General features: G+C 60.7%; 16 protein-coding genes and 5 tRNA genes. 14 read left to right on the top strand and 7 right to left on the bottom strand.

What is annotated here, in order from left to right; translation table 11 throughout:
- The 12 genes from ABX749_RS02415 to rplK all read left to right on the top strand — a co-directional run.
- Positions 1-870, top strand: an 870-nt coding sequence (locus ABX749_RS02415; protein WP_372894599.1) for a hypothetical protein, incomplete at its 5' end; no start/stop codon positions are given.
- Between the two features lie 131 nt (positions 871-1,001).
- Complete coding sequence (locus ABX749_RS02410; protein WP_145218181.1) at positions 1,002-1,850, top strand: RNA methyltransferase; 849 nt, start codon at positions 1,002-1,004, stop codon at positions 1,848-1,850.
- 79 nt (positions 1,851-1,929) lie between these two features.
- Entirely contained in the window at positions 1,930-2,691 is a 762-nt protein-coding gene (locus ABX749_RS02405; RefSeq protein ID WP_145218179.1) for an MBL fold metallo-hydrolase, read from the top strand.
- Positions 2,692-2,985: 294 nt separating this feature from the next.
- A tRNA-Thr gene (locus tag ABX749_RS02400) sits at positions 2,986-3,058 on the top strand.
- 193 nt (positions 3,059-3,251) lie between these two features.
- A tRNA-Tyr gene (locus ABX749_RS02395) sits at positions 3,252-3,333 on the top strand.
- 75 nt (positions 3,334-3,408) lie between these two features.
- A tRNA-Gly gene (locus ABX749_RS02390) sits at positions 3,409-3,479 on the top strand.
- A gap of 9 nt (positions 3,480-3,488) precedes the next feature.
- Positions 3,489-3,560: transfer RNA gene (locus tag ABX749_RS02385), tRNA-Thr, on the top strand.
- 342 nt (positions 3,561-3,902) lie between these two features.
- Positions 3,903-5,099, top strand: coding sequence for an elongation factor Tu (tuf, locus tag ABX749_RS02380; RefSeq protein ID WP_145218177.1), 1,197 nt, complete (start codon positions 3,903-3,905; stop codon positions 5,097-5,099).
- Positions 5,100-5,240: 141 nt separating this feature from the next.
- Positions 5,241-5,313 (top strand) — tRNA-Trp (locus ABX749_RS02375).
- A 152-nt stretch (positions 5,314-5,465) separates the two neighbouring features.
- The gene (secE, locus tag ABX749_RS02370) at positions 5,466-5,924 is read left to right on the top strand and encodes a preprotein translocase subunit SecE (protein ID WP_145218175.1); all 459 of its coding nucleotides are present in this window, start codon (positions 5,466-5,468) and stop codon (positions 5,922-5,924) included.
- A 108-nt stretch (positions 5,925-6,032) separates the two neighbouring features.
- Positions 6,033-6,794, top strand: a complete 762-nt coding sequence (nusG, locus tag ABX749_RS02365) for a transcription termination/antitermination protein NusG (RefSeq protein ID WP_372894598.1) — start codon at positions 6,033-6,035, stop codon at positions 6,792-6,794.
- A gap of 54 nt (positions 6,795-6,848) precedes the next feature.
- On the top strand, positions 6,849-7,274 hold the full coding sequence (gene rplK, locus ABX749_RS02360; protein WP_095740494.1) for a 50S ribosomal protein L11: 426 nt from the start codon (positions 6,849-6,851) through the stop codon (positions 7,272-7,274).
- Positions 7,275-7,372: 98 nt separating this feature from the next.
- Here rplK and ABX749_RS02355 read toward each other — a convergent pair whose 3' ends face one another.
- Both ABX749_RS02355 and ABX749_RS02350 read right to left on the bottom strand, forming a co-directional pair.
- A complete protein-coding gene (locus tag ABX749_RS02355) occupies positions 7,373-7,801 on the bottom strand; it encodes a hypothetical protein (RefSeq protein ID WP_145218173.1) in 429 nt (142 codons plus the stop codon).
- Positions 7,802-7,809: 8 nt separating this feature from the next.
- On the bottom strand, positions 7,810-8,928 hold the full coding sequence (locus tag ABX749_RS02350) for a hypothetical protein (protein WP_372894597.1): 1,119 nt from the start codon (positions 8,926-8,928) through the stop codon (positions 7,810-7,812).
- A 205-nt stretch (positions 8,929-9,133) separates the two neighbouring features.
- Between ABX749_RS02350 and ABX749_RS02345 the strand changes: the two genes are divergently transcribed.
- Both ABX749_RS02345 and ABX749_RS02340 read left to right on the top strand, forming a co-directional pair.
- Entirely contained in the window at positions 9,134-10,615 is a 1,482-nt protein-coding gene (locus ABX749_RS02345; protein ID WP_145218169.1) for an aldehyde dehydrogenase family protein, read from the top strand.
- 487 nt (positions 10,616-11,102) lie between these two features.
- The gene (locus ABX749_RS02340; RefSeq protein ID WP_372894596.1) at positions 11,103-13,058 is read left to right on the top strand and encodes a YjhG/YagF family D-xylonate dehydratase; all 1,956 of its coding nucleotides are present in this window, start codon (positions 11,103-11,105) and stop codon (positions 13,056-13,058) included.
- Between the two features lie 71 nt (positions 13,059-13,129).
- On the opposite strand, the gene ABX749_RS02335 is transcribed toward ABX749_RS02340, so the two are convergent.
- From ABX749_RS02335 to ABX749_RS02315, 5 genes are all read right to left on the bottom strand, one after another.
- Entirely contained in the window at positions 13,130-13,606 is a 477-nt protein-coding gene (locus ABX749_RS02335; protein ID WP_372894595.1) for a hypothetical protein, read from the bottom strand.
- A 654-nt stretch (positions 13,607-14,260) separates the two neighbouring features.
- Entirely contained in the window at positions 14,261-14,581 is a 321-nt protein-coding gene (locus ABX749_RS02330) for a DUF167 domain-containing protein (RefSeq protein ID WP_372894594.1), read from the bottom strand.
- A complete protein-coding gene (locus ABX749_RS02325) occupies positions 14,578-16,947 on the bottom strand; it encodes a DUF4129 domain-containing transglutaminase family protein (RefSeq protein ID WP_372894593.1) in 2,370 nt (789 codons plus the stop codon). Before ABX749_RS02325 ends, ABX749_RS02330 begins: the two co-directional genes overlap by 4 nt.
- On the bottom strand, positions 16,937-18,400 hold the full coding sequence (locus ABX749_RS02320; RefSeq protein ID WP_372894592.1) for a DUF58 domain-containing protein: 1,464 nt from the start codon (positions 18,398-18,400) through the stop codon (positions 16,937-16,939). Before ABX749_RS02320 ends, ABX749_RS02325 begins: the two co-directional genes overlap by 11 nt.
- The coding region (locus ABX749_RS02315; protein ID WP_372894591.1) for an AAA family ATPase at positions 18,397-18,732 on the bottom strand (336 nt) is incomplete at its 5' end. The genes ABX749_RS02315 and ABX749_RS02320, both read right to left, overlap by 4 nt.

Below are 18,732 nucleotides of genomic sequence, written 5' to 3'. Positions count from 1 at the left end.
GTCTGGCTACCGGGGTTTGTTTGTTTGACGCCGGCGAACATCCACGCCTGGGAACCGAAGAACGAAGCCGTTGTGGCGGGGCACGCGTTTCTGGAACTCGACGCCCCGTTACTGACCGAAAGCAGCGGCCTGGCGTTTTCCCACGTCGCTCCACAATGCGTTTGGTCGCACAACGATTCCGGCGACAAAGCGAGGCTGTACGCGTTCACCACCAGCGGCAAGTATTGTGGACGGCTGGTGCTGCGTGGGGTTGCGGCGCATGACTGGGAAGACATGGCTTCGTTCGACGACGGCGGGGCTCGGTTACTCGTTGCCGACGTGGGCGACAACGATGCCCAGCGCAAATCGGTTTCGCTGTACTTGTTCGACGAGCCGGATCCTCGCAAAAGGACATTCGTCAATTCGTTCCAGCACCTGGTGATTCGCTACCCGGGCGGACCACGGAACTGTGAATCCGTCGCGGTCGATGTCCGCCGGCGACGGATTTTGATGCTGGGCAAGTCGCCGTTGCTCGCGACGATGTACGAGATCCCGTTGCCCGAGCGTCCCAAAGGCGATCGGTCGGCAGTGGGCCCTTCGGTGATCGAACTGGAAGCCAAGCCGATCCAGACACTCGCGATCCCGCTTGCGACCGGCATGGATTTTTGTCCGCTGACGGGAGACCTCTGGATCTCAAATTACCTTCAAGCCTATCGCTTCCCCGCTTCCAAACGCATTCCGCTGGAAACTCGTCTGCGGCAGATCCCCGACATTTTTGAATTACCAAAGCTGAAGCAAGTCGAAGCGATCGCGGTCGACGGCAAGGGGCGGGTGTGGGTGACCAGCGAAGGCATTCCGGCGAAGATGCAGCGGCTTGTGTTCACGCCGTAGCCGATGGACACGAAAGCGGAAAAGGGGTCAGGTACCAAAAACCAAATGGCCCAACGGGTGCTTCGCATTTTTGGTACCTGCCCCCTTTTCCGCGGCAACCGCAATCCAATCGTTGACGAAGCACTCGTCGTATGACACGAAGCCACCCTCTGATCCAGCCGATCCCGATCGATTCGGCCGACGATCCCCGCCTGTCGGACTTTCGCGACTTGAAGCGTCGGCCGACCGGGCGCGTGTTGAACGCGACACACTTCGTCGTCGAGGGGCAACTGATCACGGGCCGATTGATCGCCAGCGATTTTGGCGTGCGATCGGTGGTGGTCGAACAGGGCCGCGATTTGGGCGCGTTGGGTGAGGTGGCTGTTGGAACACCGGTCTATGCCGTTTCCCGCGACCAGATGCGTCAGCTGGCCGGGTTCGATTTCCACCGCGGCTTCCTGGCCAGTGCGTCGCGAAAACCGCTCGGCGGGATCGATGATTTCCGCCCCGATCCGGTCTCCCTGGCGCTCGTCCACACGACCGACATGGAGAATCTGGGCAGCATGGTGCGTTCGGCGGCGGCATTGGGGATCCGACAGATCTTGATCGATCACCGCTCGGTCGACCCGTTTTCTCGGCGGGCGATGCGGGTCAGCATGGGAGCGGTGCTGGGCATGCGTTGGCTGGTGATGAGCGATCCGGCCCGCGATTTACGGTCTCTGGCCGACCAAGGGGTGGTCAGCCTGGCGTCGACGTTGGCGGCCGATTCGATTGCGATCGGCGAGGTTTCCATCGACGCACAGCCGACGGTCCTGGTGATGGGCAATGAAGCCCAGGGGTTGCCGGAGGAAGTGCAGCGTGCGGCGAGCGAACGGGTGACGATTCCCATGCCCACCGCCCCGGGGTGCGGACCGCTGGTCGACAGTTTGAACGTCTCGGTGGCCGCCGCGATCCTGCTGTACGAGCTGACGCGGGCGGAGAGGAAACGGGGGCAGAGATAGCAACGCGGGCGTCGCTTGCACTACAATTGACGCCGACGCCAGCTTTTTTCGCTCTCCCGAACCGCCAGCACAGTCGATCATGCAACTGCATTGCCTCGGAACTGCCGGGTATCACCCCAACGAGGATCGGCACACGAGCTGCTACTTTTTGCCCGAGAGCGGAATTGTCTTGGATGCCGGCACGGGGCTGTTTCGGTTGGCCGAATTGATTGAGACGCCGACGCTGGACATCCTGCTCAGCCACGCCCACCTGGATCATGTCGCCGGTCTGACGTTCTTGCTGGATGTGTTGTATCAACGGCCCGTCGATCGGCTGCGAATCTGGGGCGAGAAAGAAAAGCTGGCGGCAATCGAGCAGCACCTGTTTTCAGATCTGTTGTTTCCGGTACCGATTCAGGCGGAATATCGGGAAATCGACGCGTTGCCCGAATTCACGATCGGCGACTGCACGATCCGCTGGCGACCTCAACAGCACCCGGGCATGTCCGTCGGGTATCGACTGGATTGGCTCGATGGGACGCGGCTGTTGTATTTGACCGACACGACCGGGGACGACAGCGGGGAAGCGATCAAGTGGAACGCCGGGGCGGATCTGCTGATGCACGAGTGCTATTTTTCCGACGCCAGCTCGGAGTGGGCCAACAAGACGGGGCACACCTGGAGCAGCCGGCTGGCCAAAATCGCCCAGGCGTCGGCGCCCAAGCATCTGATGCTGACGCACGTCAATCCGATCGACGCCGAGCCGGAACTGATGCTTCGCGAGGTCACCGAGGCGCTGCGGGGGCGTCAAACCTGCGTCAGTTTGGCCGCCGATCGCGAGGTCGTTGAATTCGGCCGCTGAAACCGCCGAATTGCCTCATGATCGGCGATCAGATGGCCGAAAGAGTGCTTCACGCAGCGAACCGAAGTGTTCAGCGGACTGTCCAGATGTCAGCGAGACCGGATCCAGAGGAACCTGTCGCGGTCCGGCGAATCAGGTCGATCTGGGTGTTTGAGCACCGGAGAGGTCAAATCCGGCTTGCCCCAGAACGATCGATTGCTAAACTCTGCCGTCTCCCAGCGATGGATGCTTGGCATCGGCGCGGGGAAAAAGGCAGTGCTAGGAAGAACAACCTGGCGGCAGGGCGGTCGAATCGCCAGCGTAGCTCAGTTGGCAGAGCAGCTGATTTGTAATCAGCCGGTCGTGGGTTCGAATCCCTCCGCTGGCTCTGGCACGGGATTCCCGGCCTGGGCATCGACCACCAGACCACCGACCACTAGACAACCCGGAAGTTCCCAACCGAAGCCCTGGCCACCTTGCCACTGACGGCTTGAAACGACAAACTTCGCGACGAACACTCCAGACAAGTTTTTACAGGAACCGGACGAGCAACAAGAGTAAGACAACACGATAAACGTTGAGGGGGTTTGCCCGAGTGGTTAAAGGGGGCGGACTGTAAATCCGCTGGCTACGCCTACATTGGTTCGAATCCAATAGCCCCCACTGAATGATGAGAGAGGACGCGATCTCCGAATCTGAGAACCGTGTCGAGGGGTGGCCAAGCCCCGAGCACGACAAGCGGGTGTAGCACAATGGTAGTGCAGCAGCCTTCCAAGCTGAATACGAGGGTTCGATTCCCTTCACCCGCTCTGAGCGTCGCTGCTGTAGCTCAGTGGTAGAGCACTTCCTTGGTAAGGAAGAGGTCATGGGTTCAAGTCCCATCAGCAGCTTGAGCGTCTGGAACTGAGAATCTGGAAAGTTGGTGCGGATCTTGCTGATTTTTTGCAATCAGCAATTGCAAGCGACGCGACTTTTCGCAACAACTACGCACCCTCGCCAGCGGCACTGATGATTGCCTTCTCTGGCGGGAGTACTGAAGCAACAACCGGGACGTCCTTGGTGGGCGTTCTTGGATACGATTTTCTGTCTGTTTAGAAGAACAAAGTCGGATCGTCGCGACCGCTGGGTCGGTGAACCACCGTGGGTGTGAACACGGTCACCACTCGAGAGGGCTCGTCAGGGGCGTATCCCCAGACAAGTAGCAAGAACGATCTGACGCAGGTGAGTTAGAAATGGCCAAGGCAACATTTGAACGGACCAAGCCCCACGTGAACGTCGGCACGATTGGGCACATTGACCACGGTAAAACAACGACGACGGGTGCAATCCTGGCAGTCCAAGCCGCCAAAGGCTTGGCACAAGCCAAGGGATATTCGGATATCGCCAAGGGCGGTACCGTGCGTGACGCAACCAAGACGGTGACCATCGCGGTCGCCCACGTCGAGTACGAATCGGACAATCGTCACTACGCCCACATCGACTGCCCGGGCCACGCTGACTTTGTCAAGAACATGATCACCGGTGCCGCCCAGATGGACGGTGCGATCCTGGTGGTGTCGGCCGCCGACGGCCCGATGCCGCAAACCAAGGAGCACGTGCTCCTGGCCCGCCAGGTCGGCGTTCCTTACATCGTCATCTTCCTCAACAAGTGCGACCTGGTCGACGACGAGGAGTTGTTGGAGTTGGTTGAACTGGAAGCTCGTGAACTGCTCAGCAAGTACGACTTCCCGGGCGACGACGTCCCCGTGATCCGCGGATCGTCACTGCCGGCCTACAACAACCCCAGCGATCCGGAAGCCAGCAAGTGCATCACCGAGCTGATGGAAGCGTTGGATGAATACATCCCCGAGCCCGTCCGCGAAGACGACAAGCCGTTCCTGATGGCCATCGAAGACGTGTTCTCGATCGAAGGTCGTGGAACGGTCGCGACCGGTCGGATCGAGCGTGGCGTGATCAAGGTCGGCGAAGAAGTCGAAATCGTCGGCCTCGGCCCGAACTCGGCCAAAACGACCTGCACCGGCGTCGAAATGTTCCGCAAGGAAATGACCGAAGGACGTGCCGGAGACAACGTCGGCTGCCTGCTCCGCGGTATCAAGCGTGAAGAAATCCAGCGTGGCCAAGTTTTGGCCAAGCCGGGCTCGATCACCCCGCACACCAAGTTCGAAGCCGAAGTCTACTGCTTGAGCAAAGACGAAGGCGGACGCCACACGCCGTTCTTCAGCGGTTACCGTCCCCAGTTCTACTTCCGAACCACCGACGTGACCGGCACCGCCAACCTGGAAGGTGCGGAAATGTGCATGCCCGGCGACAACGTCAAAGTCACCGTCGAACTGCACAAGCCGATCGCCATGGACGATGGCGTCCGCTTCGCTATCCGCGAAGGTGGCCGAACGGTCGGTTCGGGCGTTGTGACCAAAATCGTCGAGTAGTCCCCGAATCGGGACCGTTTGGCACCTGTTTGGGACGCCAAACTCGATGAAAAATAACGCGAGAACCAACGAACCGCCTGTCGGGTCGTTGGTTCTCTGCTTTAAACTACGCGAAGCCGAATTTCGGTTCGGCCGCAGCGAAGGAGTGTAGCTCAATTGGCAGAGCACTGGTTTCCAAAACCAGCGGTTGCGGGTTCAAGTCCCTCCACTCCTGCTTTGATTTTCGGCTTTTCACGCTGCTCTGGTGCCAAGACCGGGAGCGGATGTACGATGAGCCTTTCCGCGGAGGCAACGGGTCCTCCGTCCACACTGGCTGACAAAAGCCGGCCCGAATGAGCCGGCCGATCCGAACGTAAGGACAATCGAGTGTCTCGAGACATCGCCGGGAGCAAAGCGAGTACCGCCCCGAGTGGAAGTTCGCTATCAAGCGAACTGTTCCACGCTTCCGTATACAAACCGAACCAAGGCCGCATCGTCCGCCAGTTGACCGTTCTGGCAATCTGGCTGATCGTTGCACTCGGGGCGTGGCGTCTTTACGCCACCCTGGACGGGTCCACCTCCAACAAGGCGATCGCGGTGGGCATCCCCGCGGGCATCTTGCTGGCCGGGCTGTGGATCGGTTTTCGGCTGATCAACTGGCCACGCTTTGCCGATTTTCTGATCGCCGTCGAAGCGGAAATGAAAAAGGTGACGTGGCCCAGCCGCGACGAGGTCAAACGGGCTTCGGTCGTCGTGATCGTGACGATCGCGATCCTGGCGATTTCCCTGTTCCTGTTCGACGTCTTCTGGCAAGCTTTCTTCGATGCCCTGTGGGCGACCGCATAGCCGATTGCTCTGAGGCGATTTGCTGGTAGATTTGCAATCTGGTCGGTCGCCGCACCTCTCGCCCGCCGCTTTTCACGTTTTACGCTCCCAGCCGTTTCCAGTGTTCCAATGACCGACGAATCCAAATCTCCCAACACCGATGACTCTGAAGTGATTGACGAGTCCAGTGAAGTGCTTGAGGAAAACGATTCCGCGGACGCTGGCGCCGAGGAAAACGAGGCTCAGGAAGCCGAAACCGCCGAAGCGGCCAGTGAATCAACCAGTGAATCGACCGGCGAAGTCTTCCTGGACAGCGACGACGATGATGACGACGCCCCCAGCGGCGACATCGAAATGGATTGGTACATCCTAAAAGTCGCGTTCAACCGCGAAGATTCCATCGCCGACGCACTGCGAAAGAAAATCGCGATGGAAGGGATGGAAGAATACTTCGGTGACGTGGTCGTCCCCAGCGAAGACATTGCCACGTTCACCCGAGACGGGAAAAAGCGGATCACCAAACGAAAGCTTTTGCCCGGTTACATCATGGCCCGCATGGCCATCAACGACGACACCTGGTTCCTGGTCCGCGAAACCGGCGGGATCAGCGACTTTACCGGTTCGGCGGGCAAGCCGATGCCGATGGACCCGGCGGATGTGGATCGGTTCATCAACCGGCCGATCGCCGAGGACGAAGAAGAAGCCCCGATCAAAACCGCGATCCCGTTCAAAGTCGGCGATCGTGTGCGGGTCAAGGAAGGGAATTTTGAAAACCAAGAAGGTGATGTCGACGCCGTCGATGAAGCCAACGGCCGCATCACTGTGATCATCAATATTTTCGGCCGCAGCGTTCCTATGGAATTGGATCACTGGCAAGTCGAACCGGTGTAGTTAACCTAACGCCGAACCACTCAGTCAACTCAAAATCATACCAATCATCCGATCATGGCAAAGCAAGTTACAGGACAGGCAAAGTTTCAAGTTCCCGGCGGTCAAGCCACTCCGGCCCCTCCCGTCGGTACGTCCTTGGGTAAGTTCGGCGTGAACCTGGGACAGTTCGTCCAAGCGTTCAACGATCGCACCAAAGAATACAACGGAACCCCGATCCCGGTCATCGTCACGGTCTACAACGACCGCAGCTTTGACTTCATCACCAAAAGCCCGCCGGCAGCCTCGCTGCTGAAGCAGGCCGCCGGAATCGCCAAGGGAAGCGGTGTGCCGAATGTCAACAAAGTCGCCAAGGTCACCCGTGCCCAGTGCGAAGACATCGCCACCAAGAAGATGGCCGACCTGAACGCCCGCAGCATGGACCAAGCGGTCCGAATGATCGAAGGCACCGCCCGCAGCATGGGCATCGACGTCGAAGGCTGAACGCAGCTTTCCTGCGGTGGCGGTCACTCCGCGGCGCTCGTTCCCTGACCCCAGGCTGTGGATGTGCATGCCCTTTGGGCGAAGCACCTGCAAAGACGCTAGTTCGTCGGCCACAGGGGTCGGCGCTGATTTTCCGGCAAGATCGCGCGGTTGACTCGCTCCGGGTCCTCTTGGCTCCACGTCTCGCGCATCGACTTGGCGCGCACCTGACGCGTGATCGATTTGTCTTGCCAGCGGACCAGGTACGTCGATGACTGGTCGACCTGGCGCGGCAGTTGCGAGGGATGCTTGACCAACCGCCAGGCGCGGACTTCGAATTGGCGGTTCTTTCGGGACCAGTCAAAAAAGACGACTTGGCGAAACACTTCGCGGCCATGGTCGTCCAGAAAGTGGTTCAACTCGACCAGATCTACTTCCGCCACGGTCGTGTTGGAATCGCGGCCGCCCGGCAAAATCCCGCTCGCCGAGAACGTGGCCGCCGAGAGCGACACGGCGGACCATGTCGCGAGGTAGATCATCAAGTTCATCGGACTGATTACCGGTAAAAGCTTCCGTCGGTCCCCGTACTCGGATAACCGCTGGTGGTCGGGTAAGAGCCCGATCCGGCAGTGCTGCCGGGGGCATATTCGCTGCCGGAATTCGATCGGAACGATCCATTGGCAGACGGTGCCAGCGACGCGCTGGCGGTGGAAAACGAGGGTGCCGACGCGCTGCGATTCGCTGTCGCAGAACCATTCGCTGGCGCCGACGGCGTGGCGTCACCAGGCAGACTGAACCCCGAGTTGGTTGTCGATCCGGCGATCGATTGCGTCGCCGTCCCGCTGGTTGTCGATGGCTTGGGCGTGAACGGCTGTGACTGGGTTGGGCCCGTCGCGGAAGCACCGGATGCAGCTGCCTTGACCGTGTTGATCATCGAATCGGGCAACGCAAACCCACCGGGCGACGTTGCCGAGCTCGATGCGCCGGCCGAAGGCAAACCGAAACCGCCCGCGCCGGAAGAGGGCGAGGAACTTGCACCGGGACTGGAGCCGCCAGGCAGGGTGTAGCCGGATGCGGAGCCCGATCCGGACTCAGGGACACCGGGTGCCGGGTAGGACGACGGCATCGCATAACGGCTGCTGGCTGCAGCCTCGGGCCGCGCCGCCGACTTCGCATTGGTGCCGAATTGGTAGCCGGCGGGGATCGCCGGAACGGAAGAATGATTGCCCGGGGCAGCGGCATCGGGATTCGGATAGCCGGGCAATTTGGCTGCAGACACTCCGCCGGCTGATGGGTTTGATGCGACGTTAAAGCCGTTCGCTTGGGCGGCGGCCCGGTTGGTCGACGATGCGGTGCGGTTGGCCGCGGCGACCGCGTCAAAGCCCGTCACGGGCGAACTGGGTGATTGGGCGGATGCCGCGATCACGTTCTGTGTTGACGGTCCGCTGGTTCCGCCGGCGACCGATGCGATCGCTTCGGGCGTTGCGGATTCACCGGGAGGCGCGGGGTAGGTGACGGTTGGACCGGCACCGGCGAGCGCTTCGGCCGAGGGTGCACTGCGCCAACTGAACATGTTCCATTTGGGCATGGCGCTGCGGCAGCCGCTGGCCGTGACAATCATGCCGGCGCAACCGGCGATCAACAACTGTTGCTTGAGCTTCGTTCGTTTCTGCATCCTTGCAGCCTTTTCTCGGGCGAATTGGTTGGCGCATGCCGACATTCCTTCATCGGCTATCGGTTTACCCTCTGGCAATCATCACCCTAAAATGGGTGGAGAAATCAGGTCAAGAGCAGTTCAGCGCCCTTTGGCTCGATTCGATTCGGTAAAACACACTCCCTCCCGTCCCGATACCGATTCCCCCCTTCCGCCCGAGGTCACCATGAGCACCACACTCTCACCCGCACCGAAATCGGCCAATGAAGTCGACGTGAAACACACCGAGTGCTTTATTGATGGCAAATGGGTTCCCGCGGTCAGCGGAAAAACGTTCGCCACCTTGAACCCCGCAACGGAACAGGAGATCGCTCAGATTGCGGAAGGCGACGCGGCCGACGTGGACGCCGCCGCCAAGGCCGCCCGACGCGCGTTTGATTCCGGCGCTTGGCCCAAGATGGACGCTCGTGATCGCGGGCGTTTGCTGTACCAGTTGGCCGATCGGATGGAACAGGAAATCCATGCGTTGGCCGCGCTGGAAACACTCGACAACGGCAAGCCGCTCAACGACAGTCTGACCGCGGATTTGCCGCTGGCGATCGACGCGATCCGGTACTACGCCGGCTACGCAGATAAACTGCACGGCAGCACGATTCCGATTCGCGGAAATTATTTGTGTTACACGCGGCGCGAGCCGATCGGCGTTGCCGGACAAATCATTCCGTGGAATTTCCCACTGCTGATGCTGGCCTGGAAATGGGGACCCGCGTTGGCCGCCGGATGCACGGTGGTGATGAAGCCGGCCGAACAGACTCCGCTGACCTGTTTGCGGATGGCGCAGCTGGCCAAAGAAGTCGGATTCCCCGATGGCGTGATCAACATCGTGCCCGGTTTCGGACCGACCGCCGGTGCGGCCTGTGTCAAACATCCGTTGATCGACAAGATTGCCTTCACCGGCGAACATCGCACCGCGCAAATCATCACCCGCGATTCCGCCGAAACACTCAAACGACTGACGTTTGAACTCGGCGGCAAAAGCCCCAACGTCGTCTTCGCCGACGCCGACATGGACGCCGCCGTCGAAGGTGCCTACATCGGCCTGTTCCTCAATCAAGGCCAATGCTGCTGTGCCGGTAGCCGCGTGTTCGTGGAAAAGAGTTGCCACGATGAGTTCGTCGAAAAACTGACCGCGCTGACGATGAAACGAAAAGTCGGCGACCCGTTCGCCGAGGACACCCAACAGGGACCGCAAGTCGACAAGGCACAATTCGACAAGATCATGTCTTACATCGACAAAGGAAAGAACGAAGGCGCCGAGTGTGTCGCCGGGGGCGATCGTGTGGGCGACACCGGCTACTTCATCGCGCCGACGATCTTTGACAACGTGCAAGATGACATGTCGATCGCGACCGATGAAATCTTCGGACCGGTGATGAGCGTGCTGACGTTTGACGACAAAGACGACATGATCCGCCGAGCGAACAATACGTTCTACGGTTTGGCCGCTGCGGTCTGGACCCGTGACATCTCCAACGCCCACGACTTCGCCGCCCGCGTGCGAGCCGGCACGATCTGGGTCAACTGCTACGACGTGTTCGACGCCGCCGCCCCCTTCGGCGGGTTCAAGATGAGCGGCTACGGCCGCGAACTCGGCGAAGAAGGACTGAAGCCCTACACCGAAAGCAAAACCGTGACGGTGAAGCTGTAGGGGAGGGGTTTCGGGGGTTGAGCCCTGCAGGTGTTAGCGGAGAGCGTCAGCGATCCGAGTATCCCGAAGGGATTTCAGCGAGTAGCCGGAGGTCAGCGCAGCGCCACCTCCGGGGAACACGACCCCAGAATCCCCTCGACCCGGACGGGTCGCAGCGAATCAATCCGCCGGCGGTGCAGCAGTCCGCGTTCGTAAACGAGTCGATCGGTGAGCTTGAGCGTGCGGGCTGGCCGGGTCCGAGGGCGCCGACGTCATTTGCTTCGACACCCTTCGGGGTCGCGTCTGACGGGGGACCGGATGTCCGGAGGTGTCGCTTCGCTCACCTCCGGCTACTGGCTTTGACCCCAGCGGGGTCATGTCAGCGATCTCAGAGTCAGCGATCTCAGAGTCGTCGAACGCCTCGCGTCCAATCCCGGCAGGGCTTGGTTTGGTATAGTGCCTGCCTGCGCTACACGATCGCCCCCATCCCTGTCTCGATAATAATTCCGTGCCAGCTTTCTTCGACACTCCCGCTGATCCCGATTCGCTCGTCACCCACGCCGACGGGCCGGCCGGAACGCTGCCGCTGACCGACGAAATCTTGCGGACGTGGTCTTCCGGTGATCTGTTCGGGTTGACGCAAAGTGTGGGCATGGGATTTGACCCTCGTCGAGTGCTGGGCGATCAATACTTGATCCTCAGCACGCAAGGCGGTCTGCGAGAGAACGACGGGACGCCGCTGGCACTCGGCTACCACACCGGGCACTGGGAGATCGGCTTGTTGGTGCGGGCGGCGGCCGAGCAGTTGACCGAGCGGGGCGCCGTGCCGTTTTCAGCCTACTGCAGCGATCCCTGTGACGGCCGTAGCCAAGGTACCCATGGGATGTTTGATTCGTTGCCGTACCGCAACGATGCGGCGATTGTTTTTCGACGACTGATCCGATCGCTGCCGCGACGCAAGGCCGTGATCGGTATCGCGACGTGCGACAAGGGTCTGCCCGCGATGATGATGGCCTTGGCCGGGGCGAAGAACTTGCCCAGCGTGCTGGTTCCCGGTGGCGTCACCTTGCCCGCAACGGTCGGCGAAGACGCGGGGAAAGTCCAATCGATCGGCGCGCGTTACGCGAAAGGTGAAATGACGCTCGAACAAGCATCGCTGGAAGGCTGCCGGGCCTGCGGCACTCCCGGTGGCGGGTGTCAATTCCTCGGCACCGCCGCGACCAGTCAGGTCGTCGCTGAAGCATTGGGCATGACCGTTCCGCACGCGGCACTCGGTCCCAGCGGCGGCCCGATCTGGACCCAGATGGCGCGCGACTCGGCCGACGTTGCGATGGAACAGGTTGCCGCCGGTGCTACGTTGGGCGAGATCCTGACCGAGGACGCGCTATACAACGCGATGTTGATTCACGCCGCCGTCGGGGGCAGCACGAACCTGTTGCTGCACATCCCCGCCATCGCCGCCGCCGCGGGATTGAAACGCCCGGATGCGGAGATGTTTCGCCGGATCAATCGATCGGTCCCACGCTTTGTCGATTGCTTGCCCAACGGCCCGGTCGGCCATCCGACGATTCGTTTTTTCCTGGCCGGCGGTGTGCCGGAAGTGGCCTGGCATCTGCGCGAACTGGGATTATTGAAATCCAGCGCGCGGACCGTCACCGGAATGACTTGGGACGAAATCTTGGATCAATGGCGATCCAGCGATCGCCGAGCGTTTTGCCGTCAACGACTGGCCGAGTCCGACGCCGTGGATCCCGACGACGTGATCGTTCCACCAGCCAACGCGGCTGCCAAGGGGCTGACCCCGACGGTCAGTTTCCCGGTCGGCAACCTCTGTCCCGAAGGCTCGGTGATCAAAGCGACGTCCATCGACCCCAGTGTGATCGATGACGACGACGTCTATCGGAAACGCGGTCCGGCGCGGGTTTTCACCAGCGAGCGTGATGCGATCGCCGCGGTCAAAGGCCAGCAAGGCAAACCGATCGTCGCCGGAGACATCATCGTGTTGATCGGCCGCGGACCGCTCGGATGCGGTATGGAAGAAACCTATCAAATCACCTCGGCGCTCAAGTACCTGTCGTTCGGCAAAGAGGTCGCGCTGGTCACCGACGCCCGATTCTCCGGTGTCAGCACGGGAGCCTGTGTCGGTCATGTCGGGCCGGAAGCGTTGGCCGGCGGCCCGATCGCCAAAGTCCGCGACGGTGATGTGATCGAAATCGAGATCGACCGCAACAGCCTGGATGGTCGCGTCGAGTTGATTGAATCAGCCGATGGCACGCCGGCGGCGACCTTGCTGGAGCAACGTTCGCCGCATCCTGATTTGGCGGTCGAATCGGCGATGCCCGAGGACACACGTCTGTGGGCGGCACTGCAACAGGTCGGCGGCGGAGCCTGGGGCGGTTGCATCTATGACGTCGACGAGATCATCGAGACGCTCAAGGCGGGCATGAAAGCTCGGGGGAAATAAAAAAAGGGCATCTGGCGTTGCCCCATCGCCAGATGCCCCTGTTGAATGTTTCGATGCCGCGGTGCCGTCGCTTAGACGTCCGCTTCTTCTTCCTCGAACTCATCCGCGTCGACCGCGTCAACTGCCTCGTCGTCGCCCTCTCCCAAACCGAGCAGGTCGATTTGCTGATCGGTCAATCGAAAGTAGCCGAGGTCGCGAACGACTTCCAGAACTTCGCTACACGTCGGGAACATGCGTCCGCTCTTTCGCTTGTAATCATCCATCGCACGCATGAACTCGATCTCCGGATCGGAATAGTCGCGTTCGCAGGTGGTCGGATCGATGTGCCGGCGACGTTGTTTTTTTCGTCGCGGGCTTTTCATCACACCGACGTCCAGGGCATCCGGATCACCGCCGCGACGTTCCGCGGTGGGGCGTCGTCGATCAAGCGTGACGATCTGCTCGGCCGCCGCGCTCGTGTCCGCACCGGCGGTCTCGTTAGGTTTGCTTTTCGAAGATGCGTTGCGGCTTTCAGTGCGATCTGACGTGTCGGCTTTCGAAGAAGGCATGCGTTGGATTCCTTGGGAAACAGTCGAACCATCCGGCCCCGTGCGTTGCGTTGCGACCGGCCCCGTCTGCGACTTCGATCGCGGTCAGGGACGGTTAGCGTTGGCGATGGTTCTCGCTGGAAGTTTGCTGAACGCTGGGCCAAAAAAACCTAGCACGCTGATTAGGCAAAGGAGTCCGTTTAGGGAGCAGAATAGGGCAAGAGAAACTCTAACGACTCGCGAATCTGGCCGATGGTACCGGTTGTACCGATCAGCGGACCTTGGGCGATGTCCAAGGCATAGGCACCAGGTTAAGCCGTCGGCTCGTCGTTAAAATGAGGTCACCCTCCCTTGGGACGTTGGTATCTACACAAGTCGCTTTTTGCCCAAAGGGCATGCATATCCATAGCCTGGGGCAAGCAAACCGAGCCTTTGCGAGGGTTGCGCCGCCCCAGGAACCTCATCGCAATGAGGTTCAATTTGGCCAACGGCCATGCACAACCTTCGCGTTTGACGAGGTAGTTGTTGATGGCCGTTGGCCAATCGTTCGCGTTCTCGTTTGCGGACCTTGGGCGATGCCCAAGTCTATGGATGTAAACGGCCGATGGCCGAAGCCATCTACTCACAACAGATCTGACATGCAAACGATGTGTAGATAACTTGATGCGTAGGGCCTCATTGAAGCGGCGACGACGCCAAGGCCGTCAGTCGCTCGATTGCCTCGGCCGCGGCCAATCCGTTGATTTCGATTGATTTCACACGCGCGGTTTGTCCGGCCAAGATCACGACCCGGCTTTTACTGATCCCGAGTTGCTTGGCGATCGCTTTGATGACCGCCTGGTTGGCTTTCCCATTCTCGGGCGCGGTGTGAACGGCAACCTTCAGCGCTCCGTCGTGGGTGCCGCCGACGCCGGCCTTTTTGGCGCCCGGCGTGACACGGACGTGGAACCGCAACGTTTCCGCATCGATTTGTTTGTAATCCAATCGCTCGTTCACCCGCCCGTCACATCCATCGGGGTTGGCATCTTTCCGCGATAGCGAGCCGCGGCGTAGTCTCGATACCACTGCGCGGCGCGGGCCAACAAGCTCGCCGCTTCGGGTCGCTCGCCCGCGACCGACTCGACCCTGGACGCGAACTGGTGCAAGGTTTCGGATCGATCACGAACCAGCGCGTGTTTGCGCAGTTTTCGATCCACCCGATGCAACATTTGCCGACTTTCGAATTCCATCGGATCACTGCCGGCCCTTTGTTTTTGGCGCTGGCGGATCCAGAGCAGTCCAACGACGATGCAAAACAGTGGCAGCTGGGCGATGCGAAACAGAAACGTCAACGAATCGGTCGCGCGAAACGACAACAGACGTCCCACGATCATCCCCAGCAGCGACTGGTCCTCCTCGCCATCCAAGAAACCGTCCTGGGCGCCGGCATCGGTATCCGCCAAACCTTCATCGGTCATCAACGTTCGGTACGTGCGTCCGACCGTGGCCTCGACGGGAAACCATTGCTCGCTGATTTCATCGTACGCTTCCACCCATGCGTGGGCGTCACGATTCCTCGCCAGCCAATACTCGTCTCCTTCGCTCCGTTCGGTGACGACATACCCGGTCACATAACGCGTCGGGACGCCTTCGGCGCGAAGCATGACGGCGGCGGCACTGGCAAAAAACTCGCAGTGCGCCGGGTGCTGGGTACTCAAGAAGTGTTCGATCGGATCGACGTTCGCCGGTGTCGTCACGCCACTGAGGGAGTAGCGATAATTGGCTTGGAAGTAGTCTTCGATGGCGCGTGCTTTCGATCGGGCCGTCAGCCGTCCGTCACAAACCGATCGCGCGACCGGGGCAATGGCATTCCGCAATTGCCGCGGCAATTCCAGCAGGATTGCTTCGCGTAGCGGATCTAGTGTTTCCCGCGGTGCGTCCGAGCGGATGCCCAACACGTAGGGCTGTCGAGAATCCACTCCATTGATCACCATGTCGTGATGCGAAAGCATCGCGCCGGACGTTGACGCTTCGATCCAATCGGTCGAGAGTGCCGTAAAGGTCAGTCGGCCTTTGAGCGGCTCATTGTGAACTTCGATCGTGCCCAACAAGTCCTCATCCGAATCCTCTTCTGGCGGATTCTTTGACACGTGAAATCGATCCAAGCTGGCACCTTTGCTGACGACCAGAGTCGTCTCACCGGGCCCCTCCACCTTGGCGGTTCGCGGCAGAATCGAATCGATCTCGACCCCGCGTGTGAAGTTGCGATACGAGGCCGTGGACCATCGGCCATCGAGATACAAATCGAACACCGTGCCGCGTAGATATCCGGGCGCGGTGACCGAAAACGCGCGAACGGCGGGTTCGCCCGGATCTCCGATCATGTGATTTCGGACCGACCCCAGCTTGCTGCCCCTGACGTAGCGAGAACCACCGATGATGGAGTTGGCCGTGACCGCTTCGAGCGATTGAGAGAGGCGATCGAAAAAATCCAGCTGCAGCCCCGGCACGACGTGGTTGGCCAAGTGCCCCGCGGCGCTGGTGGACATCAGCAAGACCGAAAGCGCCAGCACCGAATAGATCAAGGTACTGCGGCCGGCGCTCGCCTGATCCGAATGGGTCGAGATCGAAACCGTGGATCGGGGCAGGGGAGTCGTCTTGGGAAATCGTTCTTGCGCCACCTTGCGTCTCGTCCTGGATCCATCGCTCTGCCAACGCCGCAGGATGTGGTCGGCCCCGAATGAAAATGCGATCACCGTCGCCAGCGCGGCGACCAATTGGCCGGTGATCGTTTGGCTGACACCACCGCCGGTCACGGTCGTCAGAACCAGCAACAGACCACAGCCCAACATCGCCGGATGTCCGCGACGCGGGTAGAACACCCATAGCGTCGCAATCACCAGAAATGCCAGATGCGACGTGGAATCGACGACCATCGCGACCGGATTCAGATTGCCCGACATGTGATGCACGATTCGCAGCGACACCCCCAGTCCGCTGACGATCAACAGGACTGGCAACATCGCAAATTTCCGCAACAACATCAGGTGATCGCTGCCGGGGGGCGTCCCCGGGTGATCCTTGTGGTGGGCGTCGGCCGGGGTTGCCGGCCAACGCGAGTCAGACAGCCCCGGGGGGCGGTTCGGTGACGCAGACTTTGCCCGAACCGCCGCGCGCTGCCCGATCCCCTGAAGAAAAAAACCGACGACGAGCAGGGCAAACGCAAACGCGCCCAACGTCATCGCCATCGTTTCGAACGCCGATCCCACGAAGATCGCCTGGACCAACAACAACCCGGGCAACAGCCAGAACTTTGCCGGCGAATCGTTCAATTGATCGGCAGCGACCAGCGAACTGCGTCGATGGATCGGTTTATCGATCATCTGCATCTCCCAAATGTGCTTCGTGGCCCTCGCGTTTGGGAGGTCGGATCCTCATGTAGGTCACATGACCGGGCAGGTTGCCGGCGAGTCCGGCACGCTCTTGATCGCCGAGATCCAACATCGAAAAAATCAACGTCGGTTGTGACCGGATCGATTGGATCGCTTCGCGGAGACGTTCCTCACCCACGAGTGGATCGACCGGAGTGGCGGCCGCCAAGCGAACGAGCATCCGCTCGACGTCTTCGGTCGGCTGGGCCAGCGAACGCGAGGGGAGTTCGACGACCGGCTCATGGGTCAAACAAAGATTAAGCTGCACCCGTCGACTGGTGATCTCGGCGATCGCGGTCGCGGTGACCGACATCAATCGTTCAAACAAGACCTCCGCCTCGCGTTTCCGCTGCTTCAGTTGGGCGCGTGATGCGGCACGCTCGTCGATCGGCCGCTGCGACGTGTCGACGATCAAAGTCACCGCCTGGATCGATGGAGATTGATACTCGCGAACGATCGGACGCCCCAGCCGCGCCCACGAGGCGAAATCCCAGCGCCGCACCGGGACACCGACTTCATACTCTCGGTTCCCGACGTACTCCACCGGGGCACCGGCGACGAGTTGCTGTGCCCAGTCGCCGATCGCGGCGAGCAGCGCGCGTGTGGTCGAATCATCGTCATCACGGGCCGGTGCCGGCGTGATCGCGATCTGGGTGTCGGTGGCCATGCCACGGCGACAATGGAACAAATAAAACGGAAACGTGGATGCGACTTGAAAGTCGGGCAACGCGTGAATGCCTCGATCGTGAAATCGCATCGCCCCGTGCCATTGCATCTGGTCGCCGCTCCGCAAAAGATCCAACGACACCGGCGGTGAGGCGTCCCATGCCGTTGCACTGCGACGAGGGTAGATGTCGCGGACACCTTCGCGGTGCCAGCCGACACGAAGATTCAATGCCGGCAACATCCTGGCATTGGTCAGCCGAACGTTGACCGAGAACGGGTGCCCGGCGACGGCGGATCGGGGGAGCGAAACGCTCAGCTTCAATCCCGGACACATGATTCGATTGATCGCGAAACCGACCACCAGCAACCCGACCGCGGCGCCCATCATGCCGTTCCAGGGAAACCCCCAGATCACATTGAGCGTCATGAACAACGCCAACAACACCGACACCGAAGCGACGGTCATGCTGCGGCGGAGCGACAAGTAGGCCCGAATCGGCGCGGTCACAATGCGCGCCAAACCATGCAACACGCGGCGCGCCATTCGCCTCCACTTTCTGCCCGACGCGATGCTGAAACGGTCGCCCCGACCGCGGTCATCCTCCGGCCGCATCGCTCGTCCAGCCATTCCCCCCTGGCTACTCGACTCCTGGCTGCCATTCCCCTGGCTGCCATTACCCTGGCTGCCAAGCGTCTCACCGGGGGCAGCCGACGGATTGACCGACACGTCCGCACTCACACCACCACCTCCGTCTGCCGCATCAGCTCGTCGATCACAGACGCCGCATCATTCCATGACGTGGACACCGAGCGCATCGAAACTCGGTGGGCGAGCACGGCGACGGCGACTTCTTGAATGTCGTCGGGCAACACGTAATCGCGTTGGTCGAGCACCGCCCGAGCCTGCGCCGCACGCAGCAACATCTTCGATCCGCGAGGACTGCAACCGACCCGCAACCGCGTGTCTTGGCGGGTCGCATTGACCAGCGCCACCAGATAGCGGACCACCTTTCGATCCACCGTGACTTCGCGAACAAAACGCTGCAGCGTCGCCAGGTCGTCACGATGCAT

Source organism: Stieleria sp., assembly GCF_041595215.1.
Lineage (GTDB): Bacteria > Planctomycetota > Planctomycetia > Pirellulales > Pirellulaceae > Stieleria > Stieleria magnilauensis.
The sequence above is the reverse complement of the archived record's forward strand: the minus strand, read 5'-3'. Positions and strand labels throughout refer to the sequence as shown.